We start from the raw sequence: 22,621 nt of genomic DNA, 5'->3' as shown, positions 1-22,621 counted from the left end.
GCAGTTGTTTCAGCCAGCCCGCGCCCTACCCCTCGACCCGCTCCGGCAGCGCCAGCGCCTCGCCCGCCTGCACCCGCCGATAAGCCCGCTCCACCGCCTGCGCGCCGTACCTCAGCTCCAGCCGCTTGACGATGAAATGCCCGCGCGCCATGTCCTGGTAGTGGTTGGTGAACAACACATTCATCGTCGCCGCGGTCGCCGCGCCGAGCACCGGCACGATCTGCGCCGCGGTCTTCTCGGTGATCACGATGCCGAAGCGCGTGGCCACCGTATCGATCAGCTTGGCCATCCACGCCGCCGTCTGTTTCTTGGCGTACGCCTGGGTCAGCTCGTGCGCGCCGCGATGGCCGGCCAGGTGCACCAGCTCGCGGGTGGCGCCCTTGGTCAGCTCCGACAGCATCCCGCGCGAGGCGTAGTAACCCGACTCGGCCGCATCGTCGCTCTTGCTGTTGCCGCCGAACGCGAACACCTCCACGCAGGCCGCGCGCACCCACGGCTCGGACACCGAAAAGCCCTCGCTGCGCGCGATGTCGGCGACCGAGCGCATCATGATCACCGTGGTCACCGGCAGCTCCACCGCCAGCCCGGCCATGCCGAAAAACCCGCCGGCCGCGCCGGACACCGCCGCGGCGAGCTTGTGGGTCTTGGTCGACGCGCCCTTGCTCGGCGCGTCGCCGACCGTGCTCAGCGCCGCCGACGCGGCCCGGTGCAAGGCCGCATGCACGATCTTGTGGATGCGCTCGTGCGCGAACTTGGGCAGCTTGGACATGCCGAACTCGATCGGCGCGCCGGCCAGCGCGGCCATGCGCGCGGTGATCGACGGCGTCTCCAACAACGCCACCGCGCGCTTGAGATCGGCCGCATCGGCCGGGTGCTGCAACGGATCGGAGTCCTGGGTCATCGCCTCTCGCCTGGTCGCGCCGGAATGGCGGCTCGCCGCGAAACGCGCCCGCGGCCTTGCGAAGGTAGGGGCCGGCGGCGGCCACCACAAGCCCGCCACCGCAATCGCCGTTCAGCCGTTCCCCGCCGTTTCCGCCGGCCGGGGGCGGCCGTGGCTGCGTTTCCGACCGCCGGAGGCTGCGCGGGTCGCGGCCGTGCGACTTCAAGCTCGCGTCGCAAGCGCAGTAGCCCGGTCGCGGCTCGCGCCGCTCCTACAGGGAGCGGCCACAGTTTCGTTTCCGACTGTAGGAGCGACGCAAGTCGCGACCGCGGGGCGTCAAGCTCGCGTCGCAAGCGCGATAGCGCGCTCGCGGCTCGCGGCATCGCTACACGCAGACTTCGCAGCTTTACGCCGCTTCGCGCAACACGCGCTCGGCCGTCAGGCGCTGCACCAAGGCGTCGATATCGCGTTCGGCGCGCTCGATCGACGCACGCAGGCGTTCGTCGCCGAATTCGTCGTATTCCACCGCGACCGAATGCGCGTCGTCGATGCCGATATAGCGCAGCGGGGTCAGCACGCCGGGCTCGACGTGGTTGATCGCCTCCAGCCGCTCGCCGCGGCCGTAGCCGTAGTCGCCGCGCGAACTCAACAGCACCAGCTGCCGTCCCTGGTCGGCGAGCATCGGCCAGTACGGCTCGCCTTCGCGCGCGCGGTCGAAGCCGAAGGTGCGGCCGACCCGCACGACGTTGTCGATCCAGGCCTTGAGCTGGGCCGGCATGCCGAAGTTGTACATCGGCACGCCGACGACGACGAGGTCGGCGGCCAGCAATTCCTCGACCAGCGCGTCGCTCTCGGCCAGCGCCTCGCGCATCCACGGCTCGCGCTGCGCGGGCGGGGTGAAGGCGGCATGGATCCAACCGCCGGTGACCGGGGCGGGCGGGTGCAGGCCGACGTCGCGAACGATCACGTCGTCGCCGGGGCGCAGTTCGCGCCAACGGCGCACGAAGCGCGCGCTCAGACGCCGGCTGTGCGAGCCGTGGGCTTGGGTGTCGGACCCGCCGGGGCGGGCGCTGGAGTCGATGTGGAGCAGTCGGGTCATGGCGGGGCTCGCAGGCTATGGGTGAGTCCGGTTGCGCCACTGCAGCGCGGCGCCGGAATGAAGGCCATATTGAAAGCGGCTTCGCCGGGCGACAAACTCCGATTTCTCAACCGACAGATGATTCAATCTCAGCCATGCCCGGCCGCCGCCTGCCCCCGCTGAGCGCCCTGCGCGCGTTCGAAGCCGCCGCGCGGCTGCGCAGCTTCAAGCGCGCCGCGCAGGAGCTGTCGGTCACCCCGACCGCGATCAGCCACCAGATCCGCGGCCTGGAGGAACACATCGGCGTGCGCCTGTTCGAACGCCAGACCCGCCGCGTCGTCCCCACCGCCGCCGCCGAGCGCCTGTTCCCGGTGCTGCGCGACGGCTTCGACGCCTTCGCCGCCGCGGTCGATGCATTGCGCGCGCAGCCGCAGCGCCGCGCGCTGACCCTGTCGGCGACGCTGTCGTTCACCGCCAAGTGGCTGGTGCCGCGCATGGCGTCGTTCCGTCAGGCGTGTCCGGACCTCGACCTGCGCCTGCACGCATCCGACGACCCGGTCGATCTGCACGCCGGCCTCGCCGACGCGGCGATCCGCTACGGTCGCGGCCCCTGGCCCGGGCTCAGCGCGGAACCGCTGGTCCACAACCGCTTCGCGCCGGTGTGCAGTCCGCATCTGGGCCTGCGCGTGCCGCAGGATCTGCAGCGGCACGCGCTGTTGCATTCGGAATGGCGCCACCCCACCGCCGACACGCCGACCTGGCAGCGCTGGCGCGAACGCGCGAGCGCCGACGGTCTCGACTTCGGCGATCTCGACTTCGACGCCGGCCTGCGCTTCACCGACGAGAGCCATGCGATCCAGGCCGCCATCGCCGGCCACGGCGTGGCCCTGCTGAGCCTGGCCCTGGTCGCCGACGACCTCGCCGCCGGCGCGCTGGTGCAACCGTTCGGGCCGGTGCTGGACGGCTACCCGCATTGGCTCGTGCAGGCGCCGGGCGCGGAGCGCGCCGACCTCGCGGCACTGCGCGCGTGGCTGCGCGCGCAGGCCGATGCGGGCTGAGCGCGGCCGCGCGGGTGGGCCGTTTCCGCCGGCACGCCGGGGACGGCCTGCTCATGGCGACCTGTCGACGGCAACAGTTTCACAACGGCCGGCCGCCGCCGCGGACTCAGCGCGGCGCGGCGATGCGCGCGGCCTGGTAGCGCCGTTCCTGAGTCGCGCCGCCGTAGCCGTAGGCGGCGGCGCGCGCATCGACGACATGGATGTACGACACCTCGTGGACCTCGCCGATCAGCGCCGACAACTGCGCATAGGCGCGTTCGATGAAGCGCGCCTTCTCGTCCTTGGTATTGGTCTCGTCGGTGATGCTGATGTCGAGAAAGAACGAGTTTCGCCCGAGCTCCTCCAGGCTGCGGCCGTCGACGAACCACAGCGCGCGATCGACGAAACGCACCTCGATGGCGATCAGCTCGCGCGGCTTGCCCAACGTTTCGACGGTGAGGTCGGCGACCAGGGCGCTGGCGCGGCGCGCCAGCGCCGGATCGGCGGGGCCGGAAATCTGCAGGTTCAGGTGCGGCATGGCGGCGGTTCTCTGCGGCGGGCCGGCATGACTCGGCCCCGGGATGCAGGTACAGGCTAGGCTTGCCGCATCCATCGGAATAGCGGGAAGATCGGCGCTCATCCATCGGCTATCCCGGTAACGCCGCCATGCGCAGCCTCGACCTCGACCAGCTCCGCGCCTTCGTCGCCGTCGCCGAAGCCGGCAGCATCTCCGCCGGCGCCGGCCGCGTGTTCCGCTCGCAGTCGGCGGTCAGCGAACAATTGCAGAAGCTCGAATCCGCCGCAGGCGCGACCCTGTTGCTGCGCTCGCGCCAGGGCGTCGGCCTGACTCCGGCCGGACAGCGCCTGATCGGCCACGCCCGCCAGTTGCTGGCCCTGGGCGAACTGGCCTTGCACGACGTGCGAAACGAAGTGCGCCGCACCCAGGCGCGGCTGGCGATCAGCGATTACTTCCGCAGCGACGAGATCGCCGGCCTGCTCGCGCAACTGAGCCGGCGCTGCCCGCAGCTGCGGCTGCAGGTCGAGGTCGGACTCAGCGCGGCGCTGGCCCAGGGCCACGCCGAAGGCCGCCACGATCTGGCGGTGATCATGCGCACCGGCGCCACGCGCGAACGCGCCGCGACGCTGCCGCTGCGGCGCGAAGCCCTGCATTGGGTGGCCGCGCCGGGCCTGGACCTGCGCGAGGAAAGCGAATTGCCGCTGGTGCTGCTGCCGCCGGACTGCCGCCTGCATGGCCTGGCCGTGCAGCGCCTGCGCGCGCATCGCAGCGCCCATCGCATCGCCCACCAAGCCAGCGGCGTGGCCGGGCTGCAGGCGGCGCTGCGCGCGGGACTGGGCGTGGGTTGTCTCAATGCCTCGGCGATCGGGCCGGGCCTGGCGATCGCGCGATCGCCGCGACTACCCGCCTTGCCGGACTGCGCGTTCGCCTTGCTCGCGCCGCCGGCCGATGCGCCCGCGGACCTGCACGAAGCGGCGGCGATCGTGCGCGCGTTCTTCGCCTGAAGCGCGCGTTCCAGGCGCGCGCTGGAACCCCACCGATGAAGCCTGCGGCTGGAAAGCCGCCCGTCCCGGCGGATCCAGCATTTATGACGGCGGCCAAGCGACCGCGAGCGGCGGCGCATGGCTTCGGGCCGGAGAATCGCCCGCCGCAGCCCGGGCGTGCGGCGAGTCGGCGGTTCCGCGGTGGGGTCAGAGCAGCATCAGCTCCGAGCGTTCCTTGGTGCTGTTGTCGACGAAGAACATCTTCTTGCCCTTGTCGGCTCGGTCCTCGACCACCTGATACAGGCGCAGGGCCTGACGGATCGCCGCGGTCTTGCTGACGCCCTTGCGGACGCACAGCTCTTCGAGGAACTGCATCTCGCTGCCGGCCAGATTGAGGGTCATACGACGCCGGGTCTCTTTCATGAAATCACCTTACGTTGTGGCTGGGAGGATTCACGCTGACATCAGTGACTGCAAATCGCCGACGCCCGAAACGGCGAAGGCGCAATCGCGCCGCCGGACCGGCCGGCGCGAGCCGGCGCAGCCGTGGCGGTGCGTTGAAGCCGCGCCGGCGGACCGGCGCGATGGGCGGACGGCGTCAGGGCCGTCCGCGGCTGCGGCTGTGGGCCGCGAGTTCGCGCGGCGTCGGCCGCCTGCGTACGGAGCGAACGGGAACCGGCTGCGCTCCTAGCTGTGCCGCTGCAATCGAAAGGCATGCGGAGGGTGACTTTCACTGCCCATTGAGGCACGCCCAGGGCAGAAAGCCGGACGCGTTGTATGGATGAATTGATCACTCCGCCGCCCCCTTATGGCCGATGTGGACGCGTAATCGCTGCCGTCCGGCACCCTTCGACTTCCGACACCTGTCCCATCGGAGAAACCCGGGGGCCGAGGACATCGGTGGATTGACCGTGCACCAGACGCCCGGCAGCGGAAAAGCGGGGGGCAAGGCAGCAGGCAGGGGGTTTGTGCGTTTTTTTCGACCGGCGACGTCGACAAATGACCTGTCAGGTCAATATAAATGTGACATGCATCACTAAATTGATCGATCTGTTCGGCAGGGGGCCATGCAAATTTTCAGACAAGTCCGAGCCGTTTTTCTTCACTGCAAGAGCCTTGGAGGTGCCTGCGAGCACACCGTGTCCTCGACTGGCCCGGTCCTGCGTCTCTACATCGGTTGCGACCAGAAGTCGTCCGGCCTGCCCTGCTCCCGCTCCACCTACCCGGCTCCGTCATGACGCGGAGCGAACGTGTCGCCGGTCACCCAGGTTTCCGAGGCTGGCGCACAAAAAACTTGACTAAAGGATGCTGGGTCCGATGCTTGGAAGTTTTGGCGCCTCGGCCTGCCCGCGCCTCCGGCCCGGCCACACGCCCCGATCGCAGTGCGGAGACAAAGGAATGAAATCGCCACACCCGCCGACCCTCGGCGGCCTTTTGCGCGCGCTGCGCGCCCGCAATCAATGGACTCTGAAACAGTTGAGCGAGCTTTCCGGCATCCCGCTGTCCACGCTGTCCAAGATCGAACACGACCGCCTGTCGCTGAGCTACGAGCGGCTGGTGCAGTTGAGCCAGCGCTTGAACCTGAGCATGGGCGAGCTGTTCTCGGCGCCGCGGCCGGCCGAGCGCGGGGTGACGGCGCGCCGCAGCATCGGCCGGCTGCGCGAGTCGCCGCACATCGGCGGCCGCAACTACGACGCCTACCTGCTGTGCGCGGAACTGCGGCGCAAACGGATGATCCCCGCGCTGACCCGGATCCACGCGCGCAGCCTGCAGGAGTTCGGCGAACTGGTGCGCACGCCCGGCGAAGAATTCGTCTACGTGCTCGACGGCGCGGTGGCGCTGCACACCGAGTTCTACGATCCGACCGTGCTGCGCGCCGGCGAGAGCAGCTATATCGACTCGGACATGGGCCACGCTTACGTCCTGGCCGAAGGCTGCGATTCGGCCACGGTGCTGGCGGTGGCGGCCTGCGACGACGAACAGCCGCTGCTGGATGCGCTGGCGGCGCAGTGAGCCAGGCGGCGCAGCGCTTCGGGAATTCGGGAATTCGGGAATTCGGGAATTCGGGACTGCGGACTGCGGACTGCGATCGGCCCGTTGCGGTCCGCATTCGCGCGCCGCGAACTCCCGATCCGCCCGGCGCTTCGCGCGAATAACGACTACAGCGCGCTGCGCGGTGGCAACGCCCAGTCGATCGGCGTCTGGCCGTTGCGCTGCAGGTATTCGTTGGCGGCGGAGAAATGGCCGCAGCCGATGAAGCCGCGATGCGCCGACAACGGCGAGGGATGCGGCGCCTTGAGCACGCGGTGCCGGCGCGCGTCGATCACCTTGCCCTTGGCCTGGGCGTAACTGCCCCACAGCAGGAACACCAATCCTTCGCGCTCGCGGTTGAGCACGTCGACGGCATGGTCGGTGAAGCCTTCCCAGCCCTTGCCCTGGTGCGCGCCGGCGCGGCCTTCCTCGACCGTCAGCACCGCGTTGAGCAGCAGCACGCCCTGGCGCGCCCACGGCAGCAGACAGCCGTGGTCGGGCCGGGCGATGCCGAGGTCGCGGTGGATTTCCTTGAAGATGTTGTCCAGCGACGGCGGCACCGCCACGCCCGGCTGCACCGAGAAGCACAGGCCGTGGGCCTGGCCCTGGCCGTGGTACGGGTCCTGGCCGAGGATCACCACCTTGACCTGGTCGAACGCGGTGGCGTCGAAGGCGGAGAAGATCTGCGGGCCGGGCGGGAAGATCCGCGCGCCCGCGGCCTTGCGCTCGCGCAGGAAGCGCGACAGCGACTGCATGTCCTCGCGCGCGAACCAGTCGCCGATGCGCGACTTCCACGACGGATCGAGCTTGATGTCGCGATCGGCGTCGCTCATGCCGGCACCGCCGCGGGCGTGCCGAGCCGCGACAGGCGCAACTGGAACAAGGTCTTGGTCACCAGCAATCGCTCCTCGATCGGCTTGAGCACCAGATCGTTGGCGCCGGCGCGCAGCAACTCGCTCTGGTTGTCGCGGTTGGCGTCGCCGGTCATCACCAACACCGGCAGGCGGCGCTTGCCGTAAGCGAAGTCGTTGCGCAGCCGGGCGAGCAGGTCCTTGCCGCCGAGCTCGCCCTTCAGATACACGTCGGTCAGCACCAGGTCGGCGCCGGCGTCGCCGCCGTCGCGGCCGCTGGCGCGGTGCGCTTCCAGATGTTCGAGCGCTTCCTCCACGCCGATGAAGTGCAGCACCTGCAGCGCATGGCGTTCGAGCATGCGCTTGGTCGCCACCGCCACCACCCGGCTGTCCTCGACGTAGAGCACGCGCGCGCCGGGAATCGGCTGCGGCTGCACGTAGCCGCGGATGAACGCGGCCAGCGCGCTCTGGCCGAGCGATTTGTCGAAGTAATCGGTGACGTCCTCGGTGAAGCGGCGCGCCTCCAGATGGGCCTGGGCGTCGCCGGACACCACGATCACCGGCACGTAGGCCTGGCCCGCGGCCTCGCGCACCGCGCGCGCCAGGGCGATGCCGTCGCCGTCGGGCAGCACCAGCGAGGTGGTGACCAGATCGACTTCGCCGTGATCGAGCGCGAGCCTGGCCTCGATGATGGTTCCGCACTGGACGATGCGCGCATTCGGCAGCTCGCGCGCGAGCACGTCGGCGATGAGCTTGCGCACCAGCTTGGAGCCGTCCACCACCATCACCCGCGGCGCGGTGTTGTCGAAATGTCGCAGGTTCTGGCTTTGCATGCGGGGCGGTACCGTCTCCGGACGCGCGTCCGGCGGCGCGGGCGGCCGGGGCGGAAGGAGCGCAGGTCGTGCGGGGGGAGTCCGATTCTAGGCGCAAGCGGGGTCGGATTCCGAGTCTTGCGCGGCACGAATGCACATTCGTCGTCGCCGCCCGCCGCTGGGCGGCGCAAGCCGCGACTGCGGCAGCGCAGATACGGCGCGACCGGCTACCCCGTAGTCGCGGCTCGCACCGCTCCTACAGGAGGCATGCCGGGCCTTCGATCAGTCCTGCCCGCCGCGGGTCTGGCGCAGGTAATGCCCGGTCACCACCCCGGCGCCAAGCCAGCCCAGCGCGGCGGCGCCGGCGAGGATGCCCAGTGCCTGCAGCGGATCGAAGCCGCGCAGGGCGAAGCGGCTGCCGTAGCTTTGCGCCAGCGCGCCCAGCGGTTCGCGCAGGCTGTGGTCGGCCGCGGTCAGCAGCGCCAGCGCGACCGCGCCGGCGGCCAGGCCGTAACAGGCGCCCAGGTACAGGAACGGCCGGCGGATGAAGCCGTCGGTGGCGCCGAGTTGCTGCAGCACGCCGATTTCCTCGCGCCGCGACTGGATGTCCAGGCGCACGGTGTTGCCGACCACCAGCAGCGCGCCCAGGCCGAGCATCGCCGCCAGCACCCAGGCCAGGCGGGTGCCGAAGCGCAGCCAGCCGTCCAGGCGCTGGCGCCAGCCGGCGTCGTGCTGGACCACGTCGGCCTCGCCCAACTGCTCCAGCGATTGCGCCAGGGCCAGTTCGTCGCCCTTGGGCGTGACCACCAGCAGGCTCGGCAGCGGATTGTTCTCGACCGCGGCCAGCGCCTCGGCCAGGCCGCTCTTGTCGCGCAACTCGGCCAGGCCCTGCTCGGGCGTGCGCACGTCCACCGCGCCGACGTCCGGCCGCGCGCGCAGCTGTTCGGCGAGCGCGCGGGCGCGTTCGACCTCGATCTGCGGCTTCAGGAACACGCTGATCTGGCGCGAGCGCTGGACGTCGCCGGCGAAGCGCTCGATGTTGCTCAACGCCGCCCACAGGCCCAGCGGCAGCGCCAGCGCCACCGCCATCACGCCGATGGTCAGCAGCGCCGCCCAAGGCTTGCGCAGCAGCCGGCCGAGACTGGCGACCAGGCTGTAGAGATGATGGTCCAGCCACATGCCCAGGCGCGATTGCGCCGAGGCGTCGACCGCCGGCTCGGCGCGTTCGGCGCGCAGTTCGGAAGGGCGCAGGTCGGCGCGGCTCGCGTCGGCGCGCTTGTCGGCCACGCGCTCGCTTGCGCCATCCTCGTCGGGTCGGAAGTCTTCAGCGCTCATTCGGCCAGGTCCTCCGGGGCGATGTCGTCGACCAAGCGGCCGTGGTTGAGCACCAGCACGCGCTTCTTCATGCGCTTGACCAGGGCCAGGTCGTGGCTGGCGATCAGCACGCTGGTGCCGCGTTCGGGCAGCGACTGGAACAGCGCCATGATCTCGGCCGACAGGGTCGGGTCGAGGTTGCCGGTGGGTTCGTCGGCGACCAGCAGGCGCGGCTCGCCGATGATCGCGCGGGCGATGCCGACGCGCTGCTGCTCGCCGGCCGAGAGTTCGCCCGGCAGCGCCGTGGCGCGCGCACCGAGGCCGACCTTCTCCAGCGCCGAGCGCACCCGCCGGCCGATGTCGCCGCGGCGCAGGCCGCGCAGCAGCAGCGGCAGGGCGACGTTGTCTGCGACGCTGCGGTCGGCGAGCAGGCGGTGGTCCTGGAACACCACGCCGACGTCGCGCCGGTGCAGGGCGATGCGGCGGCCGCGCACCTTGAGCAGGTTCTTGTCGGCGAACACCACCGCGCCGCGGCTGGGCCGCTCGCTGAGGTGGATGAGCTTGAGCAGGGTGCTCTTGCCGGCGCCGGAATGGCCGGTGACGAACAGCATCTCGCCGGCGGCGACCTCGAAGCTGACTTCGCTGAGTGCCTCGTGGCCGCTGCTGTAGCGTTTGCTGACGTTGTCGAAGCGCAGGACGGTCATGGCGGAAGTATCGCAGAGCGAATCGCCGGAAGACATCGGGGTTCGGCGCGGCGGTTCGGTTTGCGTTCGCGCTGCGGCCGGCGTGGCCTCATCCGGGATCGGCCGCGCGCGGCTCGAACCGGAACATCGCAACGGAAAGCGTCGGGCCTGAGCGCTCTCCCACAAAAACACGAAGCCCCTCCCACGACAGGCCCCGACGTGCGCGGGCGCTGTTGTGGGAGGGGCTTCAGCCCCGACGCTTTACGACCGCCTCGCCCGCGAGCGCGACGAAGCGGCGCGCGCCGCTTCGCCGGCCGGCCTCAGTGCTGGGTGCGCGGCGGACGCGCCACCAGCGACTTCAGCTTGCGGCCGAGGCGGCTCAGCAGCGAGGGCTGGCCCTGCGGCTGGGCCGGCTGCGCGGCGGCGGCCGGCTTGTGCGCGGGCACCGCCTTGGGCGTCGAGGCGGCCGCCGGCTGCGCGGTTTGCGCGGCCTGCGGCGCGTTGGCCGAACCCTCGGCGCCGTCGATGCGGCGACCGCCGCGACGGCGACGGCGCTTGCGCGGCGCGCGCTCGCCCTCGGCGGCCGGGCTGGCGCCCGGATGCGCGGCCTGCGCGGCGGCGTCCTGGACCGGCGCGCCTTCGACGCGCGGCTTGCGCGGCGGACGCGGCGCGCCCGCCTCGGCGCCGGCCGTCGCGGCCGCGCCTTCTTCGCTGCGCGGCTTGCGCGGCGCGCCGTCGCGACGGCCTTCGCTGCGGCCGCCGGGACCGCCGCTACGGCCACCGCCGCCGCTGCGGCCACGACCGCCGCTGCCGCCGCCGCGACGCTGTTCGTCGGCCGCGCGCTGCTCGCGCGCTTCCTTGAAGATCGCGCCGATGCTCTCGTTCTCTTCCTCGCCGTCCTCGGCCGCCGGCAGCTCGCGCTGCGGACGCGGCAGCGCCACCAGCAGTTCGGCGTCGACCGGCGCGGTCGGCAGCTTCTGCTCGATGTAGGCCTCGATGTCCGGCAGGCTCATCGCGTAGCGTTCGCAGGCGAAGCTGATCGCGTCGCCCTCGGCGCCCAGGCGCGCGGTGCGGCCGATGCGGTGGACGTAGTCCTCCGCGTCGAACGGCAGGTCGTAGTTGTAGACGTGGCTGACGCCGTCGATGTGCAGGCCGCGCGCGGCCACGTCGGTGGCGACCAGGATCTCGAGCTGGCCCTTCTGGAACTTGTTCAGCAGCGACTCGCGCTTCTTCTGCGGCACGTCGCCGGACAGCACGCCGACGCGGTAGCCGCCGCGCTCCAGCGCGCGCGCCACGCGCTCGACGAAGGCCTTGGTGTTGACGAACACCATCGTGCGCGCGCCCTCGCTGCGCGACAGCAGGCCCAGCAGCAGCGGGATCTTCTCGTCGTCGGCGGGGAAGTAGACCTTCTGCCGGACCTTGGCCGCGGTGATGAACTCGGTCTCGACCACGACCTTCTCGGGCTCGTTCATGTGCTCGTAGGCCAGCTCCAGCACGCGATGGCTCAGCGTCGCGGAGAACAGCAAGGTCTGGCGCTCGGTGCGGATCGGCATGCGCCGCAGCAGGAAGCGGATGTCCTTGATGAAGCCCAGGTCGAACATGCGGTCGGCTTCGTCGAGCACGCACACTTCGCAGGCGTGCAGCGAGACCACCTTGTGCTGCTTGACGTAGTCGATCAGCCGGCCGGGCGTGGCGATGATGACGTCGGCGCCCTTCTGCAGCAGCTCGCGCTGCTTGTCGTAGTCGACGCCGCCGTAGACCAGGGCGAACTTCAGCCCCAGCTCGGAGCCGAACTTGACCGCGTCCTTGTGGATCTGGATCGCCAACTCGCGGGTCGGCGCCAGGATCAGCGCGCGCGGGTCCTCGGGCTTGCGCTCGGCCAGGGCCGGGCGGGTCAGCAGGCGGTTGATGACCGCGACCAGGAAGGCCAGGGTCTTGCCGGTGCCGGTCTGGGCCTGGCCGGCGACGTCGCGGCCGGTCAGGGCGATCGGCAGGGTCAGCGCCTGGATCGGCGTGCAGCGGGAGAACCCGGCCGCTTCCAGACCCGCGAGCAGGCTCGGATGCAGGTCGAAGGACGAGAACGTGATATCGGTTAAAGGCTTGTCGCTCATGCGTTTCCGGAATCCGCGCCGGTTCGGCGCCGTAGGGTGTCGCTTGCGTGGGTGGCGTCGGCGAAGCAGACTGCCGGGGCCGAGCCGGACCCCGTTTTATATGTCGGGAAGACCGGTTCGAGGAGGCCGTGGCGCCACGCGATACGCTGTGTCCCAGCCCTTGAAGGGGCCTTGAAGGCGCCACGAAACGCCCCAGTTTAGCGTAAGCCCCCGCCCGGCATGGCCCGCCTGGGCATTCCGTTCCAAATTAGCTCTTTCCGTATGGTCAGAGCACCCGCAGGAGACCCCCGTGAGCGAAAAAGTTCTGCATGCTGGCGCCGCCGATTTCGATGCCACCGTGCTGCAGTCGTCCGAACCCGTCCTAGTCGATTTCTGGGCGCCGTGGTGCGGCCCGTGCAAGGCCATCGGCCCGATCGTCGAGCAGCTGGCCGACCAGTACGACGGCCGCGCCAAGGTGGTCAAGGTCGACGTGCAGGAACATCCCGCGCTCGGCGTGCGTTTCAACATCCGCAGCATCCCGATGCTGATGATGTTCAAGGACGGCCAGATCCACTCGACCCAGTTGGGCGCGCCGCCGAACATCAAGACCCTGCTGACCCAGATGATCGACAAGGCCATCTGAGCCGGCCGACCTGAGCAGCGACCGGTCCGCGCCCGCCACGGGCGCGGACCCTCCCCGACCGGCCGGCGAGCCGCCCCGGTCAGGTGAACGGCAGGATTGGGGAATCTTGCCGCAGCCCCGCAGCAATGCTAGTTTCGCGGTACCCGGCGTCGGACTTCGCGTCCCCGCGCCGCACCCCGTCTAGCAACTCATCACATCCATCCACGTCCCTGACGTCCCGCTCGCCCGATGCGAGCGCTCGCCGCTTAGCGAGGAACCTCCGCTTGTCCGATAAGACCCCCGACGCTGGCGAAACCGCCGAGAAGCGCGTGCGCAAGCCGCGCGCCAGCAAGGCCGCCGAAGCCGCTCCGGCCGTCGTCGCCGATGCCAGCCCCCTGATTCCCGCGCCGATGCCCGCGAGCGAACCCGCTCCGGCGCCGACGCCTCGCGCGGCCAAGGCCGCCGCCCCGGCCGCCAGCGCCGGCGAGTCCGCTCCGGCCGCCTCCGGCGCCGCCGAGACCGCCGCGCCGCAGCACGCCGGCAACGGCCAGCCGGCCGGCGAAGGCGGCGGCACGGCCAACAACAACCCGCAACAGTCGCAGCAGCAAGGCCAGCAGAACCAGGGCGGCCAGCAGCGCGACGGCGGCTTCGACAACCGCGGCGGCAACAACCGCCGCGACCGCTTCCGCAACCGCCGCGACCGCGAGCGCAACAACCGCCAGCAGCAGCGCGGCGGCAACGGCGGCGAGGATTTCGGCGACAACGGCGAGAACTTCGTCCCGCGTCCGCACCCGCAGGTGCCCGAGGGCTTCCCGCAGTACTCGCTGGGCGACCTCAAGCGCATGCCGGCGCCGAAGCTGCTCGACCTGGCCGACCAGCTCAGCATCCAGGAAGGCGTCGCCCGCGCGCGCAAGCAGGACGTGATCTTCGCCCTGCTGAAGGTGCTGACCCGCCACGGCGAGGGCGTCGCCGCCGACGGCGTGCTGGAAATCCTGCCCGACGGCTTCGGCTTCCTGCGCGCGGCCGAGGCCAGCTACCTGGCCGGCCCGGACGACACCTACATCTCGCCGAGCCAGATCCGCCGCTTCAACCTGCGCACCGGCGACCATCTGTCCGGCCGCATCCGCTTCCCCAAGGACGGCGAGCGCTACTTCGCCCTGTCGGTGGTCGACAGCATCAACGGCGAGCCGCTGGAAGCGTCGAAGAACAAGGTCCTGTTCGAGAACCTGACCCCGCTGTTCCCGCGCAAGCGCTTCCGCCTGGAGCGCGGCGACGGGTCCACCGAGGACATCACCGGCCGCATCCTCGACCTGATGGCGCCGCAGGGCAAAGGCCAGCGCGCGCTGATCGTCTCGCCGCCGAAGGCCGGCAAGACCATGATGATGCAGCAGGTCGCCACCGCGATCACCCACAACCATCCCGACGTGCACCTGATCGTGCTGTTGGTCGACGAGCGTCCGGAAGAAGTGACCGAAATGCAGCGCACCGTGCGCGGCGAAGTGGTCTCCTCGACCTTCGACGAACCGGCCGCGCGCCACGTGCAGGTCGCCGAGATGGTGATCGAGCGCGCCAAGCGCCTGGTCGAACACAAGAAGGACGTGGTGATCCTGCTCGACTCGATCACCCGCCTGGCCCGCGCCTACAACAACGTCGTGCCGAGTTCGGGCAAGGTGCTGTCGGGCGGCGTCGACGCCAACGCCCTGCACCGTCCCAAGCGCTTCTTCGGCGCCGCGCGCAACGTCGAAGAAGGCGGCTCGCTGACGATCATCGCGACCGCCCTGATCGACACCGGCAGCAAGATGGACGAGGTGATCTACGAAGAGTTCAAGGGCACCGGCAACTCGGAAGTCCACTTGAACCGCCGCATCGCCGAAAAGCGCGTGTACCCGGCGATCGACATCAACCGCTCGGGCACCCGCCGCGAAGACCTGTTGATCGAGCCGGAACTGCTGCAGAAGATCTGGATCCTGCGCAAGCTGCTGCACGGCATGGACGAGATCGGCGCGATGGAATTCCTGCTCGACAAGATGAAGACGACCAAGTCGAACGACGAGTTCTTCAGCTCGATGAAGCGCTGAGTCGGTCCGGCTCGCCACGAAAAGCCCTCGCCTCGCGCGAGGGCTTTTTCGTTTTGGGGATCGCTCTCGCCGGAACCCATCGCGGTTTCGATTCCGACTGTAGGAGCGGCGCGAGCCGCGACCGCGACACTTCAAGCTCGCGCCGCAAGCGAGGTTTCGCGGTCGCGGCTCGCGCCGCTCCTGCAGCGGGATGGCGCAGGTTCGCGATCGGCTTGAGGCTCAGGCCGGACCGCAATCGACGGTCACTGCATGCTCGATGCCTTGGCGGAACATCTTCGCGTAAGGACAGATGCGTTCGGTGTTGCGCACCAGTTCCGCCGCCAGCGCGCGGTCGAGCCCGGGCAGGCGCACGCGGATTTCGGCCGAGAGCAGGAACAGGCCGTCGGCGGGGTCGCGCGCGAAACTCACCGCCGCGTCCACCGCGAACTCGGGCAAGGCGACGCCGGTGCGCTGCGCCAGCAACATCAGCGCGCCATGGAAACAGGCCGCGTAACCGGCGGCCAACAACTGTTCGGGATTGCTGCCGCCGCCAGGGCCGCCGAGTTCCGGCGGCAGACGCAGTTCCAACGCCAGCGCGCCGTCGTCGGAACGCGCGCTGCCCGACGCGCGCGCATGCCCGGCTTCGCCGCCGCGCACGCTGACGCGCCCGGTGTAGAGCGCGACGCTGGCGTCGCCGCGGTACTTGTCCAGCAGGCTGGCGGGCGGCGCTTGCAGCGGGGCCATGGCCGCGGTCCTGAGGCGGGCGGTGCGGGCGCGGCCGGCGCGCGGTTGCGGCGCGCGTCGGGGCGGCGGCGGACGGCGGCTCAAGCCCGCGGCGCGGGACGCGCGTGCCCGGACTGCGCCAGCCAAGCGTCGAAATCCAACGCGCCGAGCCAGGCCTCACCCTCGGGCACCAGCGTGCCGTCGTCCAGTTCGGCACCGAAGTAGCGCGCGTGCGGGTCGGCGACGGCTTCGCGCGGGTCCTCGACCGCGCGCAGGTAACGCTGTGCCAGGCGCGCCATCGGCAAGCGCTCGGGGCCGGCGATCTCGACGATGCCGTTGGCCGGCGGCTGCTGGGCCAGGCGCGCGACCGCCGCGGCGACGTCCTCGGCGGCGATCGGCTGGATCTGCGCCTGCGGCAGGCGCACGCGCTCGCCGTCGGCGCCGGACTGGACGATGCCGGGCAGGAACTCGAAGAACTGGGTCGAATGGACGATGGTGTAGGGCCGGCCGGATTCGCGGATCAGCCGTTCCTGTTCGATCTTGGCGCGGAAGTAGCCGCTTTGCGCGAGCTTGTGCGTGCCGACCACCGACAGCGCGAGGTGGTGGCCGACGCTAGCGCGCGCTTCGGCGGCGAGGACGGTGCGGCCGGCGGTAGCGAAGAATTCGAGCACCGCCGCGTCCTCGAACGAGGGCGAGTTGGACAGATCGATTACGGTGTCGGCGCCGGCCATCGCCGCGTCGAGTCCGGCGCCGGTGAGGATGTCCACGCCGGTCGAGGGCGCAGCGGCCAGCGCCTCGTGTCCGGCCGCGCGCAGCCGCGCCACCACCTTGCCGCCGATCAGTCCGGTGCCGCCGATGACCAGGAATTTCATGGATCGCCTCCGCAGGTTCGATAAGGGCGGCCGGCGCGCGGGCGGCGCCGGCCGATCGCAAGCGATGCTAGGAAGCCGGCCGCGCCGGCAGTAGCCCTCGCCGCGGCCGCGCGGTGTTGCCCTGCGCGCACCAATCGCTGCGGCTCAGCCGGCGGCGGCCAGCGGCGCGGCGGCGCAGGCATGATCGAGCGCGCAGTCCAGGTCCAGCGCGCGCACCCGCGCGGTGGCGAAGTCGATGAAGGCGCGCACGCGCTTGGGCAGTTGCTCGCGACTGAGGTAGCACAGGTAGTGGCCGCCGTCGTCGGGCGCGTAGCCGCCCAGGCAATGCACCAGCGCGCCGGAGCGCAGCGCGTCGCAGGCCAGGTACGCGGGCAGCTGCGCCAGGCCCTGGCCGTCGACGGCCGCGTGCAGCAGCAGTTCGTCGTCGTTGAACGCCAGCTCCGCCGCGGGCGCGAACGCCTGCGCGCGGCCGTCGACCTTGAACTCCCAGGCGCGCAGGCGACCGCCGCCGAGGCGGCGGTTGAGGCAGGCGTGGCGCGCCAGTTCCGCGGGCGAGGCCGGCAGGCCGTGGCGGCGCGCGTAATCGGGCGCGGCGCACACCAGCCACTGCATCGGAATCAGTCGCTTGGCGATGACCTGGCTATCGTCCAGGCGGCCGTCGCGGAAGGCCAGGTCGAGCCGGTCCACGGCCAGTTCCGGCGTGCGCTCGTCCAGCACCAGTTCGATCGCCACGCCGGGATGGCGGCGGCGGAACTCGCCCAACAACGGCGCCAGCACCTTGCGGCCGAAGCCGGGCGCGGCGCCGATGCGCAGCTGCCCGCGCGGCGGGCCGTCGCGCAGTTCGCGCAGGTCTTCCAGCGCCTGCACGATGCGCTCCATGCCGGGCCGGCACTGGTCGAAGAACAATTCGCCTTCGGGGGTGAGCGAGGTCGAGCGGGTGGTGCGCGAGAACAGCCGCGCGCCGACCTGCCCTTCCAGCTTCTGCACACTGCGGCTCACCGCCGAGCGGCCGATGCCGAGGCGGTCGGCGGCGCGGGCGAAGCTGCCTTCGGTGGCGACGGCGATGAAGGCGACCACGCCCGCGTAGCTGGCGGAGAACGCCGGCGAAAGCGGCGACGGCGGCGGCAGCGCTGGCGGCGAAAGCGCGACGGGCGCGGGCGCGGCGCAGGCAAGCGGCGGCGGTGTCGCACCCGCGGACGGGTCGCGGCGACTCGCGGCCGGGGCGACGGCGGACAGGTTCGCGCGCCGATCTTCTCGCGCGCGCGGCGGAACGGATGGATGCGGGTTCATACCCGATACGTCGAACCAGCGTCGGGGTTTGTGACATCCCGGCGATTGGTGCGTCGCGCTCAACACCGCGCGTCCGCGCGGCGGCCTACCGCGGCGGCGGCCGCCGGCCTAGATTGGCCGCCAACCGCCGGCACTTCCGCCGCGCCGCACCTCACCTCACGGAGCTTGCGTCATGACCCAGCGTCTGGATTACCAGCAGCAGTCCCCGGAACTGTTCAAGAAGTTGGTCGACTTCAGCATGGCCACCAAGAAGCCCTCGCTCGGCCACACCCTGCTGGACCTGGTCAACATCCGCGCCTCGCAGCTCAACGGCTGCGGGTTCTGCCTGGACATGCACGTCAAGGAAGCCACGATCCGCGGCGAGCGTCAGCTGCGCCTGCACCATGTCGCGATCTGGCGCGAATCGACCCTGTTCGCCCCGCGCGAACGCGCCGCGCTGGCCTGGACCGAGGCGCTGACCCAGCTCTCGCCGCAGGGCGTGCCGGACGAGCTCTACGACCGCGTGCGCACCCAGCTGTCGGAGCAGGAGATCGTCGAGCTCACTTATGCGGTGATGACGATCAACGCCTGGAACCGCATCAACGTCGCGTTCCGCGCGACCCCGGGCAGCCACGACAAGGCCTTCGGCCTGGACAAGGCCCAGCTCGCCTGAGCCCGCGCACGGCGGGCGCCGCGCGCGCCCGCCGTGGTCCGCTCGATGCATCCGCCGGTGCGTTCGTCCAGCGCGCGCGCCCGTCCGCAACGCCGTCCCCGGAGCCGCCCATGTCCCCTCGCCTGTCCGCCCTCGCCCTCCTCCTCGCCGCCGCGTGCCCGGTCGCGGCCGCCGTCCCCGGCGCCGCGCCGGCCGCGGGCCACGCCGCGCCCCCTCCGGTCGTGACCGAGGTCATGCGCAAACCGCTGCCCGACTATCCCGGCAAGGAAGCGCTGATGCTTTCGGTCGAATACCCGCCCGGCGGCGCCGATCCGGTCCATCGCCACGATGCGCACGCCTTCGTCTACGTGGTCGAAGGCGCGATCGTGATGGGCGTGGCCGGCGGCAAGCAGGTCGAACTCAAGGCCGGCGAGAGCTTCTACGAAGCGCCCGGCGACCTGCACACGGTCGGCCGCAACGCCAGCGGCGAGCGCCCGGCCAAGTTCGTGGTGGTGCTGCTGAAGGACGCCGGCAAGCCGGCGCTGATGCCGGTGCCCTGAGGCGCCGACCGGACGCGGACGCGCGCCACGGTCGGCGCGCATGCGCCTGGGTCACAATCGCGCATCCCGATCCGACTCAGCGGTGTATGGACGGCGCTCTCGACTGCTTCACCCGCCTGCGCCCGCGCCTGCTCGGGCTGGCCTACCGCATGCTCGGCTCGCTGGCCGAAGCCGAGGACGTGGTCCAGGACGTGTGGCTGGGCTGGAACGAGACCGGCGCCGCGCAGGCCGACGACGCCGAGGCCTGGCTGGCGGTCGCCACCAGCCGCCGCGCGATCGACCGCCTGCGCCGCGCGCGCGCCGAACGCGCGCGCTACGTCGGCCTGTGGCTGCCCGAGCCGGTGCTCACCCAGGACGCGCCGGCCACGCCGGAAGACCTGCACGAAGCCGCCAACGATTTGTCGGTGGCGTTCCTGACGGTGCTGGAACGGCTCGCGCCGCAGGCGCGCGCGGCGTTCCTGCTGCGCGAGGCCTTCGACGCCGACTACGCGCAGATCGCCCGCGTCCTCGACAAGAGCGAAGCCGCGTGCCGGCAGATCGTGCATCGCGCCAAGGCGCAGCTGCGCGAGCAGCAGCCGCGCTACCGGGTGCCGGCGCAGGCGCACCGACGGCTGATGCAGCGCTTCCTCGACGCCTGGAACGCCGGCGACCTCGGCGCGATGAGCGCGCTGATGGACGACTCGGCGACCTTGATCGGCGACGGCGGCGGCATCGTCGCCACCTTCCCCGCGCCGATGGTCGGCGGCCCGCGCATCGCCCGGCTGCTGTTCGCCTCGACCTTGCGCCGCGAGCGCGGCCTGCGCCTGCAGGCGGCGACGATCAACGGCCGCCTGGGCGTGTTGCGCTACTTCGGCGACGCGCTGGAATCGGCGCAGGCCTACCACAGCGACGGCGAACGCATCCTCGGCGTGTACGTGCAGCGCAATCCGCACAAGCTGCGGCGGATCGCGCTGGGGGCGACGGCGCGGTTGGGCTGACGGCGAGGCGGCGGCGACACGCAACGCGGGTCGGCCCGGTCGGGCCGGAACGCCGGCGAAAACACCGACGAAAACACCGGCGAAAACGCCAGGGCCCGCCGGCCCGATGCTCTCCGATCGGACTCCGGTCGTACGCATCGCGACCGGAACGGAGAACATCGGGCCGGCGGGCCCCGTGGTGGGTTGCCGGCGCCCGCGCCGGAGCCCCTGAGGACTCCGGCGCCGAAGCGCCGGCGCGCCGATTACAAGCCGCGGCCGCCCGCGACCTGGTTCTGCTGCGCGTTCTGGCCGTCGCCGCTGGCGGCGTGGTGCGCGGCCAGCTTGCTGCTGGTCTCGATGCTCTGGTCGGCGCCCTTGGCCACATCGATGGCGACCATGCGCCGGGTCGGCGAATCCAGCTCGCCCTGCACCGCGAACACGCGGCTGCCGTCCTTGCTCGGCACCAGGTGATCGACCTGGTTCAGGCCGGCCTCGCGCGCGGCCGGCACCAGCGCCGCGGCGAGGTTCTTCTGCTGCTGCTCGCCGAGCTTGTTCGGCAGGTCGACGCCCTTGACCTTGTCGAGCAGGTCGCGGTACTGGCCGTTGAGCGCGTTGGCGCCGCTGGTCAGGATGCCGGCCACGCGCAGGCCTTCCTCGACCGCGCCGCCGAGCTTGTTGGTGTTGCGGTTGGCGACCTCGCGCTGCGGGTCGGGCAGCAGGTAGGTGCCGCGCTCGCGTTCGCCGTCGCGGTCCTTGACGTAGCGCTTGACGTCCTTGAGCTCGAGGTCGAGGAATTCCTTCGACGCGCCCTTGGCCGCCTGCGCCAACTGCATCGCCTGCTGCGGGGTCAGCTTCTCCAGGCCCTGGCCGCTGGCCAGCGCCTCGACCAGCGACTCGGGCTGCACCTTCTGCTTGAGGAAGGCGAGGAAACGCTCGCGGGTCTCGCCGTTGCCGCCGAAGCCGTCGACGATGCGGGTGGCGGTCGACAAGGCGTTGCCGGCGTCGGTGGGCATGCCGGCGATCTGCCGCATCACCCCGCTGATGGCCTGCTTGGGCTCCATGCCTTCGGCGAAGGGGAAGCGCTCGCGGAACTCGTCCCACTGCGGCTTGAGGATGGCTTCGCGGATGTGCTTGATCAGGCTGTAGGCGCCGGCGGCGAAGGCGACCACGGCGATGCCGATCGGGGCGACGCCGATCAGGCCGGCGACCAGGCCCGAATTGCTCGCGCCCATCAGCAGCGCGGTGCTGCCGACATTGCCGGCGAGCTTGAAGCCGCCGTTGAGCAGGTCGAACGCGGAGTTGACCCGGTCGTCGGTGGTCAGCGCCTTGCCGGTGACCGGGTCGCGGCCGTTGAACACGCGGCCGGCGTTGTGGCTGATCTCGCGCGCGCCGCCGGTGATGCCCTTGACCGCGGTGTAGCGCTCCAGCAGCTTGGCCGCCTCGCGCTCGTGGCCGCTGCGGGTGGCGAACTCCAGCACCGCGCTCAACGCGACCGCGTCCAGCGGCTTGCCGGCCTGCTGCGCGGCGGAACCGGCCTTGATCGCCGCGTCCAGCGCTTCCAGGGTTTCCAGCACGTCGGGCTTGCCGGCGGCGGCGGCCAGGCCCTTGAGCTTGTGCAGCGGAGCGTCTTCGCTGCCGGGCGCGTGCGGGTCGTGCTGCGCGGCCCAGTCCTTGGCGTAGGCGGTCAGCGCGGTCTGCGCGGACGCCGGCACCTGCAGCGAGTACCCCTGGAACGGCGGGGCGACGCGGCCTTCGCCGCGGCTCTCGCCGGGCTGCAGCTTCCAGGCGAAGCCGGCGTCGGCGAAGGCGCCGCCGGGCGCGGACGCGGCGGCGACGGTGGCGTCGAGGGTGTCCTCGTCCACCACCAGGCCGTTGCGTTGCAGGGCGTCGGCGACGAAGGCGCGCATCACCGTCGCGCGCGGCCACTCGCCGTCGGCGGGCAGCAATGCGGTGTAGGCGGTGGCTTGGCTCAGCGGTGCGCCCTGTCCGGCGTACCAGCGCGGGGCGGCGGGGTCCCCGGCCGCGGCGACGCCGGCGGGGGTGGGTGAATCGACTACGGCGGCATTCATAGACACTGGCTCCATGTCGGTGCTATTTGCTTCACGAGTCGCCGAGCCCGACTAGGGATGAGGAGCTCCGGGATGGCGGGCGAACCCGCATGATGCCCTCGAAGCTGAACGACAGCAATTCGTCAGCGTACGTTGGCGCCCGGGTTTGGCCTGAAGAGTGCCCGTTCAGCGTTACCGCCCGTCGGCCGGGGCGACGCGCCCCGGCCCGGCCGGCTGCCGCGGCCGATCCCGCCCGCCCGCGCCGCGTCGCTTCGCGGCCGCCGCCTTCGCTGTCAGCCGACCACCCGCACCGCCGCTGCGCGCGGCGGCGTGGCCTCGCCCTGCTTGGCCTTGCCGGCGACGGCGCCGTCGGCATGCAGCAGCGGCGGACGGTCGAAGGTCGGATTGCACGCGCTCAGCAACAGCGCCGCGAACAGCAAGGTCAGGGTCTTCATCGAAATCTCCATATGGGTCGGCCGGATACGGGCGTATCCGACGGGCGTACGCGGCCGTGAGCGTCCTGCGCAAAACCGGCACATTTCGTGCGGCGGCCGCACGTAATTTTCGCTACCTGCGTTCGCAGGCA

22 protein-coding genes are annotated in these 22,621 nt (G+C 71.2%); 8 read left to right on the top strand and 14 right to left on the bottom strand.

Features of this window, described 5'->3' with window-relative positions:
* Positions 1–25: 25 nt before the first annotated feature.
* Both JHW41_RS01955 and JHW41_RS01950 read right to left on the bottom strand, forming a co-directional pair.
* A complete protein-coding gene (locus JHW41_RS01955; protein ID WP_057949404.1) occupies positions 26–901 on the bottom strand; it encodes an EcsC family protein in 876 nt (291 codons plus the stop codon).
* 385 nt (positions 902–1,286) lie between these two features.
* Positions 1,287–1,979, bottom strand: coding sequence for an FMN-dependent NADH-azoreductase (locus JHW41_RS01950; RefSeq protein WP_078996384.1), 693 nt, complete (start codon positions 1,977–1,979; stop codon positions 1,287–1,289).
* Positions 1,980–2,113: 134 nt separating this feature from the next.
* Here JHW41_RS01950 and JHW41_RS01945 point away from each other — a divergent pair, with 134 nt between their 5' ends.
* Complete coding sequence (locus JHW41_RS01945) at positions 2,114–3,016, top strand: LysR substrate-binding domain-containing protein (RefSeq protein ID WP_250448834.1); 903 nt, start codon at positions 2,114–2,116, stop codon at positions 3,014–3,016.
* 106 nt (positions 3,017–3,122) lie between these two features.
* On the opposite strand, the gene JHW41_RS01940 is transcribed toward JHW41_RS01945, so the two are convergent.
* Positions 3,123–3,533 carry a tautomerase family protein gene (locus JHW41_RS01940; RefSeq protein ID WP_057949407.1) on the bottom strand — a complete coding sequence of 137 codons (411 nt, stop codon included), beginning with the start codon at positions 3,531–3,533 and terminating at the stop codon, positions 3,123–3,125.
* Between the two features lie 128 nt (positions 3,534–3,661).
* On the opposite strand from JHW41_RS01940, the gene JHW41_RS01935 reads away from it, so the two are divergent.
* Positions 3,662–4,516, top strand: coding sequence for a LysR family transcriptional regulator (locus JHW41_RS01935; RefSeq protein WP_250448833.1), 855 nt, complete (start codon positions 3,662–3,664; stop codon positions 4,514–4,516).
* Between the two features lie 186 nt (positions 4,517–4,702).
* Here the strand turns inward: JHW41_RS01935 and JHW41_RS01930 are convergent, their stop codons facing one another.
* Positions 4,703–4,918, bottom strand: coding sequence for a transcriptional regulator (locus tag JHW41_RS01930; RefSeq protein WP_036110112.1), 216 nt, complete (start codon positions 4,916–4,918; stop codon positions 4,703–4,705).
* Positions 4,919–5,971: 1,053 nt separating this feature from the next.
* Between JHW41_RS01930 and JHW41_RS01925 the strand changes: the two genes are divergently transcribed.
* Entirely contained in the window at positions 5,972–6,508 is a 537-nt protein-coding gene (locus JHW41_RS01925) for an XRE family transcriptional regulator (RefSeq protein WP_250448832.1), read from the top strand.
* Between the two features lie 146 nt (positions 6,509–6,654).
* Here JHW41_RS01925 and ung read toward each other — a convergent pair whose 3' ends face one another.
* The 5 genes from ung to rhlB form a co-directional block, all read right to left on the bottom strand.
* A complete protein-coding gene (gene ung / locus JHW41_RS01920) occupies positions 6,655–7,359 on the bottom strand; it encodes a uracil-DNA glycosylase (protein ID WP_250448831.1) in 705 nt (234 codons plus the stop codon).
* Complete coding sequence (locus JHW41_RS01915; protein ID WP_057949411.1) at positions 7,356–8,210, bottom strand: response regulator; 855 nt, start codon at positions 8,208–8,210, stop codon at positions 7,356–7,358. Before JHW41_RS01915 ends, ung begins: the two co-directional genes overlap by 4 nt.
* Positions 8,211–8,471: 261 nt before the next feature.
* On the bottom strand, positions 8,472–9,368 hold the full coding sequence (gene ftsX, locus JHW41_RS01910) for a permease-like cell division protein FtsX (RefSeq protein WP_250451350.1): 897 nt from the start codon (positions 9,366–9,368) through the stop codon (positions 8,472–8,474).
* A gap of 152 nt (positions 9,369–9,520) precedes the next feature.
* A complete protein-coding gene (ftsE, locus tag JHW41_RS01905) occupies positions 9,521–10,207 on the bottom strand; it encodes a cell division ATP-binding protein FtsE (RefSeq protein WP_057949412.1) in 687 nt (228 codons plus the stop codon).
* A gap of 299 nt (positions 10,208–10,506) precedes the next feature.
* Positions 10,507–12,297, bottom strand: a complete 1,791-nt coding sequence (rhlB, locus tag JHW41_RS01900) for an ATP-dependent RNA helicase RhlB (protein ID WP_250448830.1) — start codon at positions 12,295–12,297, stop codon at positions 10,507–10,509.
* Positions 12,298–12,586: 289 nt separating this feature from the next.
* Between rhlB and trxA the strand changes: the two genes are divergently transcribed.
* The gene (gene trxA, locus JHW41_RS01895; RefSeq protein WP_057949414.1) at positions 12,587–12,919 is read left to right on the top strand and encodes a thioredoxin; all 333 of its coding nucleotides are present in this window, start codon (positions 12,587–12,589) and stop codon (positions 12,917–12,919) included.
* Between the two features lie 263 nt (positions 12,920–13,182).
* On the top strand, positions 13,183–14,976 hold the full coding sequence (gene rho, locus JHW41_RS01890; RefSeq protein WP_057949415.1) for a transcription termination factor Rho: 1,794 nt from the start codon (positions 13,183–13,185) through the stop codon (positions 14,974–14,976).
* Positions 14,977–15,195: 219 nt separating this feature from the next.
* Here rho and JHW41_RS01885 read toward each other — a convergent pair whose 3' ends face one another.
* The 3 genes from JHW41_RS01885 to JHW41_RS01875 form a co-directional block, all read right to left on the bottom strand.
* Positions 15,196–15,699: an Ohr family peroxiredoxin gene (locus JHW41_RS01885; protein WP_250448829.1), complete on the bottom strand. Its 504-nt coding sequence runs from the start codon at positions 15,697–15,699 to the stop codon at positions 15,196–15,198.
* Positions 15,700–15,779: 80 nt separating this feature from the next.
* Complete coding sequence (locus JHW41_RS01880; RefSeq protein WP_250448828.1) at positions 15,780–16,550, bottom strand: SDR family oxidoreductase; 771 nt, start codon at positions 16,548–16,550, stop codon at positions 15,780–15,782.
* 144 nt (positions 16,551–16,694) lie between these two features.
* The gene (locus JHW41_RS01875; RefSeq protein ID WP_250448827.1) at positions 16,695–17,627 is read right to left on the bottom strand and encodes a LysR family transcriptional regulator; all 933 of its coding nucleotides are present in this window, start codon (positions 17,625–17,627) and stop codon (positions 16,695–16,697) included.
* 385 nt (positions 17,628–18,012) lie between these two features.
* Between JHW41_RS01875 and JHW41_RS01870 the strand changes: the two genes are divergently transcribed.
* From JHW41_RS01870 to sigJ, 3 genes are all read left to right on the top strand, one after another.
* Entirely contained in the window at positions 18,013–18,492 is a 480-nt protein-coding gene (locus JHW41_RS01870) for a carboxymuconolactone decarboxylase family protein (protein ID WP_250448826.1), read from the top strand.
* 110 nt (positions 18,493–18,602) lie between these two features.
* Positions 18,603–19,031 carry a cupin domain-containing protein gene (locus JHW41_RS01865; RefSeq protein WP_250448825.1) on the top strand — a complete coding sequence of 143 codons (429 nt, stop codon included), beginning with the start codon at positions 18,603–18,605 and terminating at the stop codon, positions 19,029–19,031.
* A gap of 86 nt (positions 19,032–19,117) precedes the next feature.
* A complete protein-coding gene (gene sigJ, locus JHW41_RS01860) occupies positions 19,118–20,008 on the top strand; it encodes an RNA polymerase sigma factor SigJ (protein WP_250448824.1) in 891 nt (296 codons plus the stop codon).
* Between the two features lie 242 nt (positions 20,009–20,250).
* Here sigJ and JHW41_RS01855 read toward each other — a convergent pair whose 3' ends face one another.
* Positions 20,251–22,056: an XVIPCD domain-containing protein gene (locus JHW41_RS01855; protein WP_250448823.1), complete on the bottom strand. Its 1,806-nt coding sequence runs from the start codon at positions 22,054–22,056 to the stop codon at positions 20,251–20,253.
* A gap of 272 nt (positions 22,057–22,328) precedes the next feature.
* Entirely contained in the window at positions 22,329–22,490 is a 162-nt protein-coding gene (locus JHW41_RS01850) for a hypothetical protein (RefSeq protein ID WP_158229802.1), read from the bottom strand.
* Positions 22,491–22,621 lie beyond the last annotated feature (131 nt).

Source organism: Lysobacter enzymogenes (assembly GCF_023617245.1).
Classification (GTDB): domain Bacteria; phylum Pseudomonadota; class Gammaproteobacteria; order Xanthomonadales; family Xanthomonadaceae; genus Lysobacter; species Lysobacter yananisis.
The sequence above is the reverse complement of the archived record's forward strand: the minus strand, read 5'-3'. Positions and strand labels throughout refer to the sequence as shown.

Bases quoted from the DNA above. Each gene is read 5' to 3' on its own strand.
- JHW41_RS01915 (WP_057949411.1), bottom strand. From the start codon at position 8,210: ATGCAAAGCCAGAACCTGCGACATTTCGACAACACCGCGCCGCGGGTG.
- JHW41_RS01955 (WP_057949404.1), bottom strand. From the start codon at position 901: ATGACCCAGGACTCCGATCCGTTGCAGCACCCGGCCGATGCGGCCGAT.
- ftsE (WP_057949412.1), bottom strand. From the start codon at position 10,207: ATGACCGTCCTGCGCTTCGACAACGTCAGCAAACGCTACAGCAGCGGC.
- JHW41_RS01885 (WP_250448829.1), bottom strand. From the start codon at position 15,699: ATGGCCCCGCTGCAAGCGCCGCCCGCCAGCCTGCTGGACAAGTACCGC.
- JHW41_RS01950 (WP_078996384.1), bottom strand. From the start codon at position 1,979: ATGACCCGACTGCTCCACATCGACTCCAGCGCCCGCCCCGGCGGGTCC.
- rhlB (WP_250448830.1), bottom strand. From the start codon at position 12,297: ATGAGCGACAAGCCTTTAACCGATATCACGTTCTCGTCCTTCGACCTG.
- JHW41_RS01850 (WP_158229802.1), bottom strand. From the start codon at position 22,490: ATGAAGACCCTGACCTTGCTGTTCGCGGCGCTGTTGCTGAGCGCGTGC.
- JHW41_RS01945 (WP_250448834.1), top strand. From the start codon at position 2,114: ATGCCCGGCCGCCGCCTGCCCCCGCTGAGCGCCCTGCGCGCGTTCGAA.
- ftsX (WP_250451350.1), bottom strand. From the start codon at position 9,368: ATGTGGCTGGACCATCATCTCTACAGCCTGGTCGCCAGTCTCGGCCGG.
- JHW41_RS01855 (WP_250448823.1), bottom strand. From the start codon at position 22,056: ATGAATGCCGCCGTAGTCGATTCACCCACCCCCGCCGGCGTCGCCGCG.
- sigJ (WP_250448824.1), top strand. From the start codon at position 19,118: ATGGACGGCGCTCTCGACTGCTTCACCCGCCTGCGCCCGCGCCTGCTC.
- ung (WP_250448831.1), bottom strand. From the start codon at position 7,359: ATGAGCGACGCCGATCGCGACATCAAGCTCGATCCGTCGTGGAAGTCG.
- JHW41_RS01880 (WP_250448828.1), bottom strand. From the start codon at position 16,550: ATGAAATTCCTGGTCATCGGCGGCACCGGACTGATCGGCGGCAAGGTG.
- JHW41_RS01930 (WP_036110112.1), bottom strand. From the start codon at position 4,918: ATGAAAGAGACCCGGCGTCGTATGACCCTCAATCTGGCCGGCAGCGAG.
- JHW41_RS01940 (WP_057949407.1), bottom strand. From the start codon at position 3,533: ATGCCGCACCTGAACCTGCAGATTTCCGGCCCCGCCGATCCGGCGCTG.
- JHW41_RS01865 (WP_250448825.1), top strand. From the start codon at position 18,603: ATGTCCCCTCGCCTGTCCGCCCTCGCCCTCCTCCTCGCCGCCGCGTGC.
- JHW41_RS01935 (WP_250448833.1), top strand. From the start codon at position 3,662: ATGCGCAGCCTCGACCTCGACCAGCTCCGCGCCTTCGTCGCCGTCGCC.
- JHW41_RS01870 (WP_250448826.1), top strand. From the start codon at position 18,013: ATGACCCAGCGTCTGGATTACCAGCAGCAGTCCCCGGAACTGTTCAAG.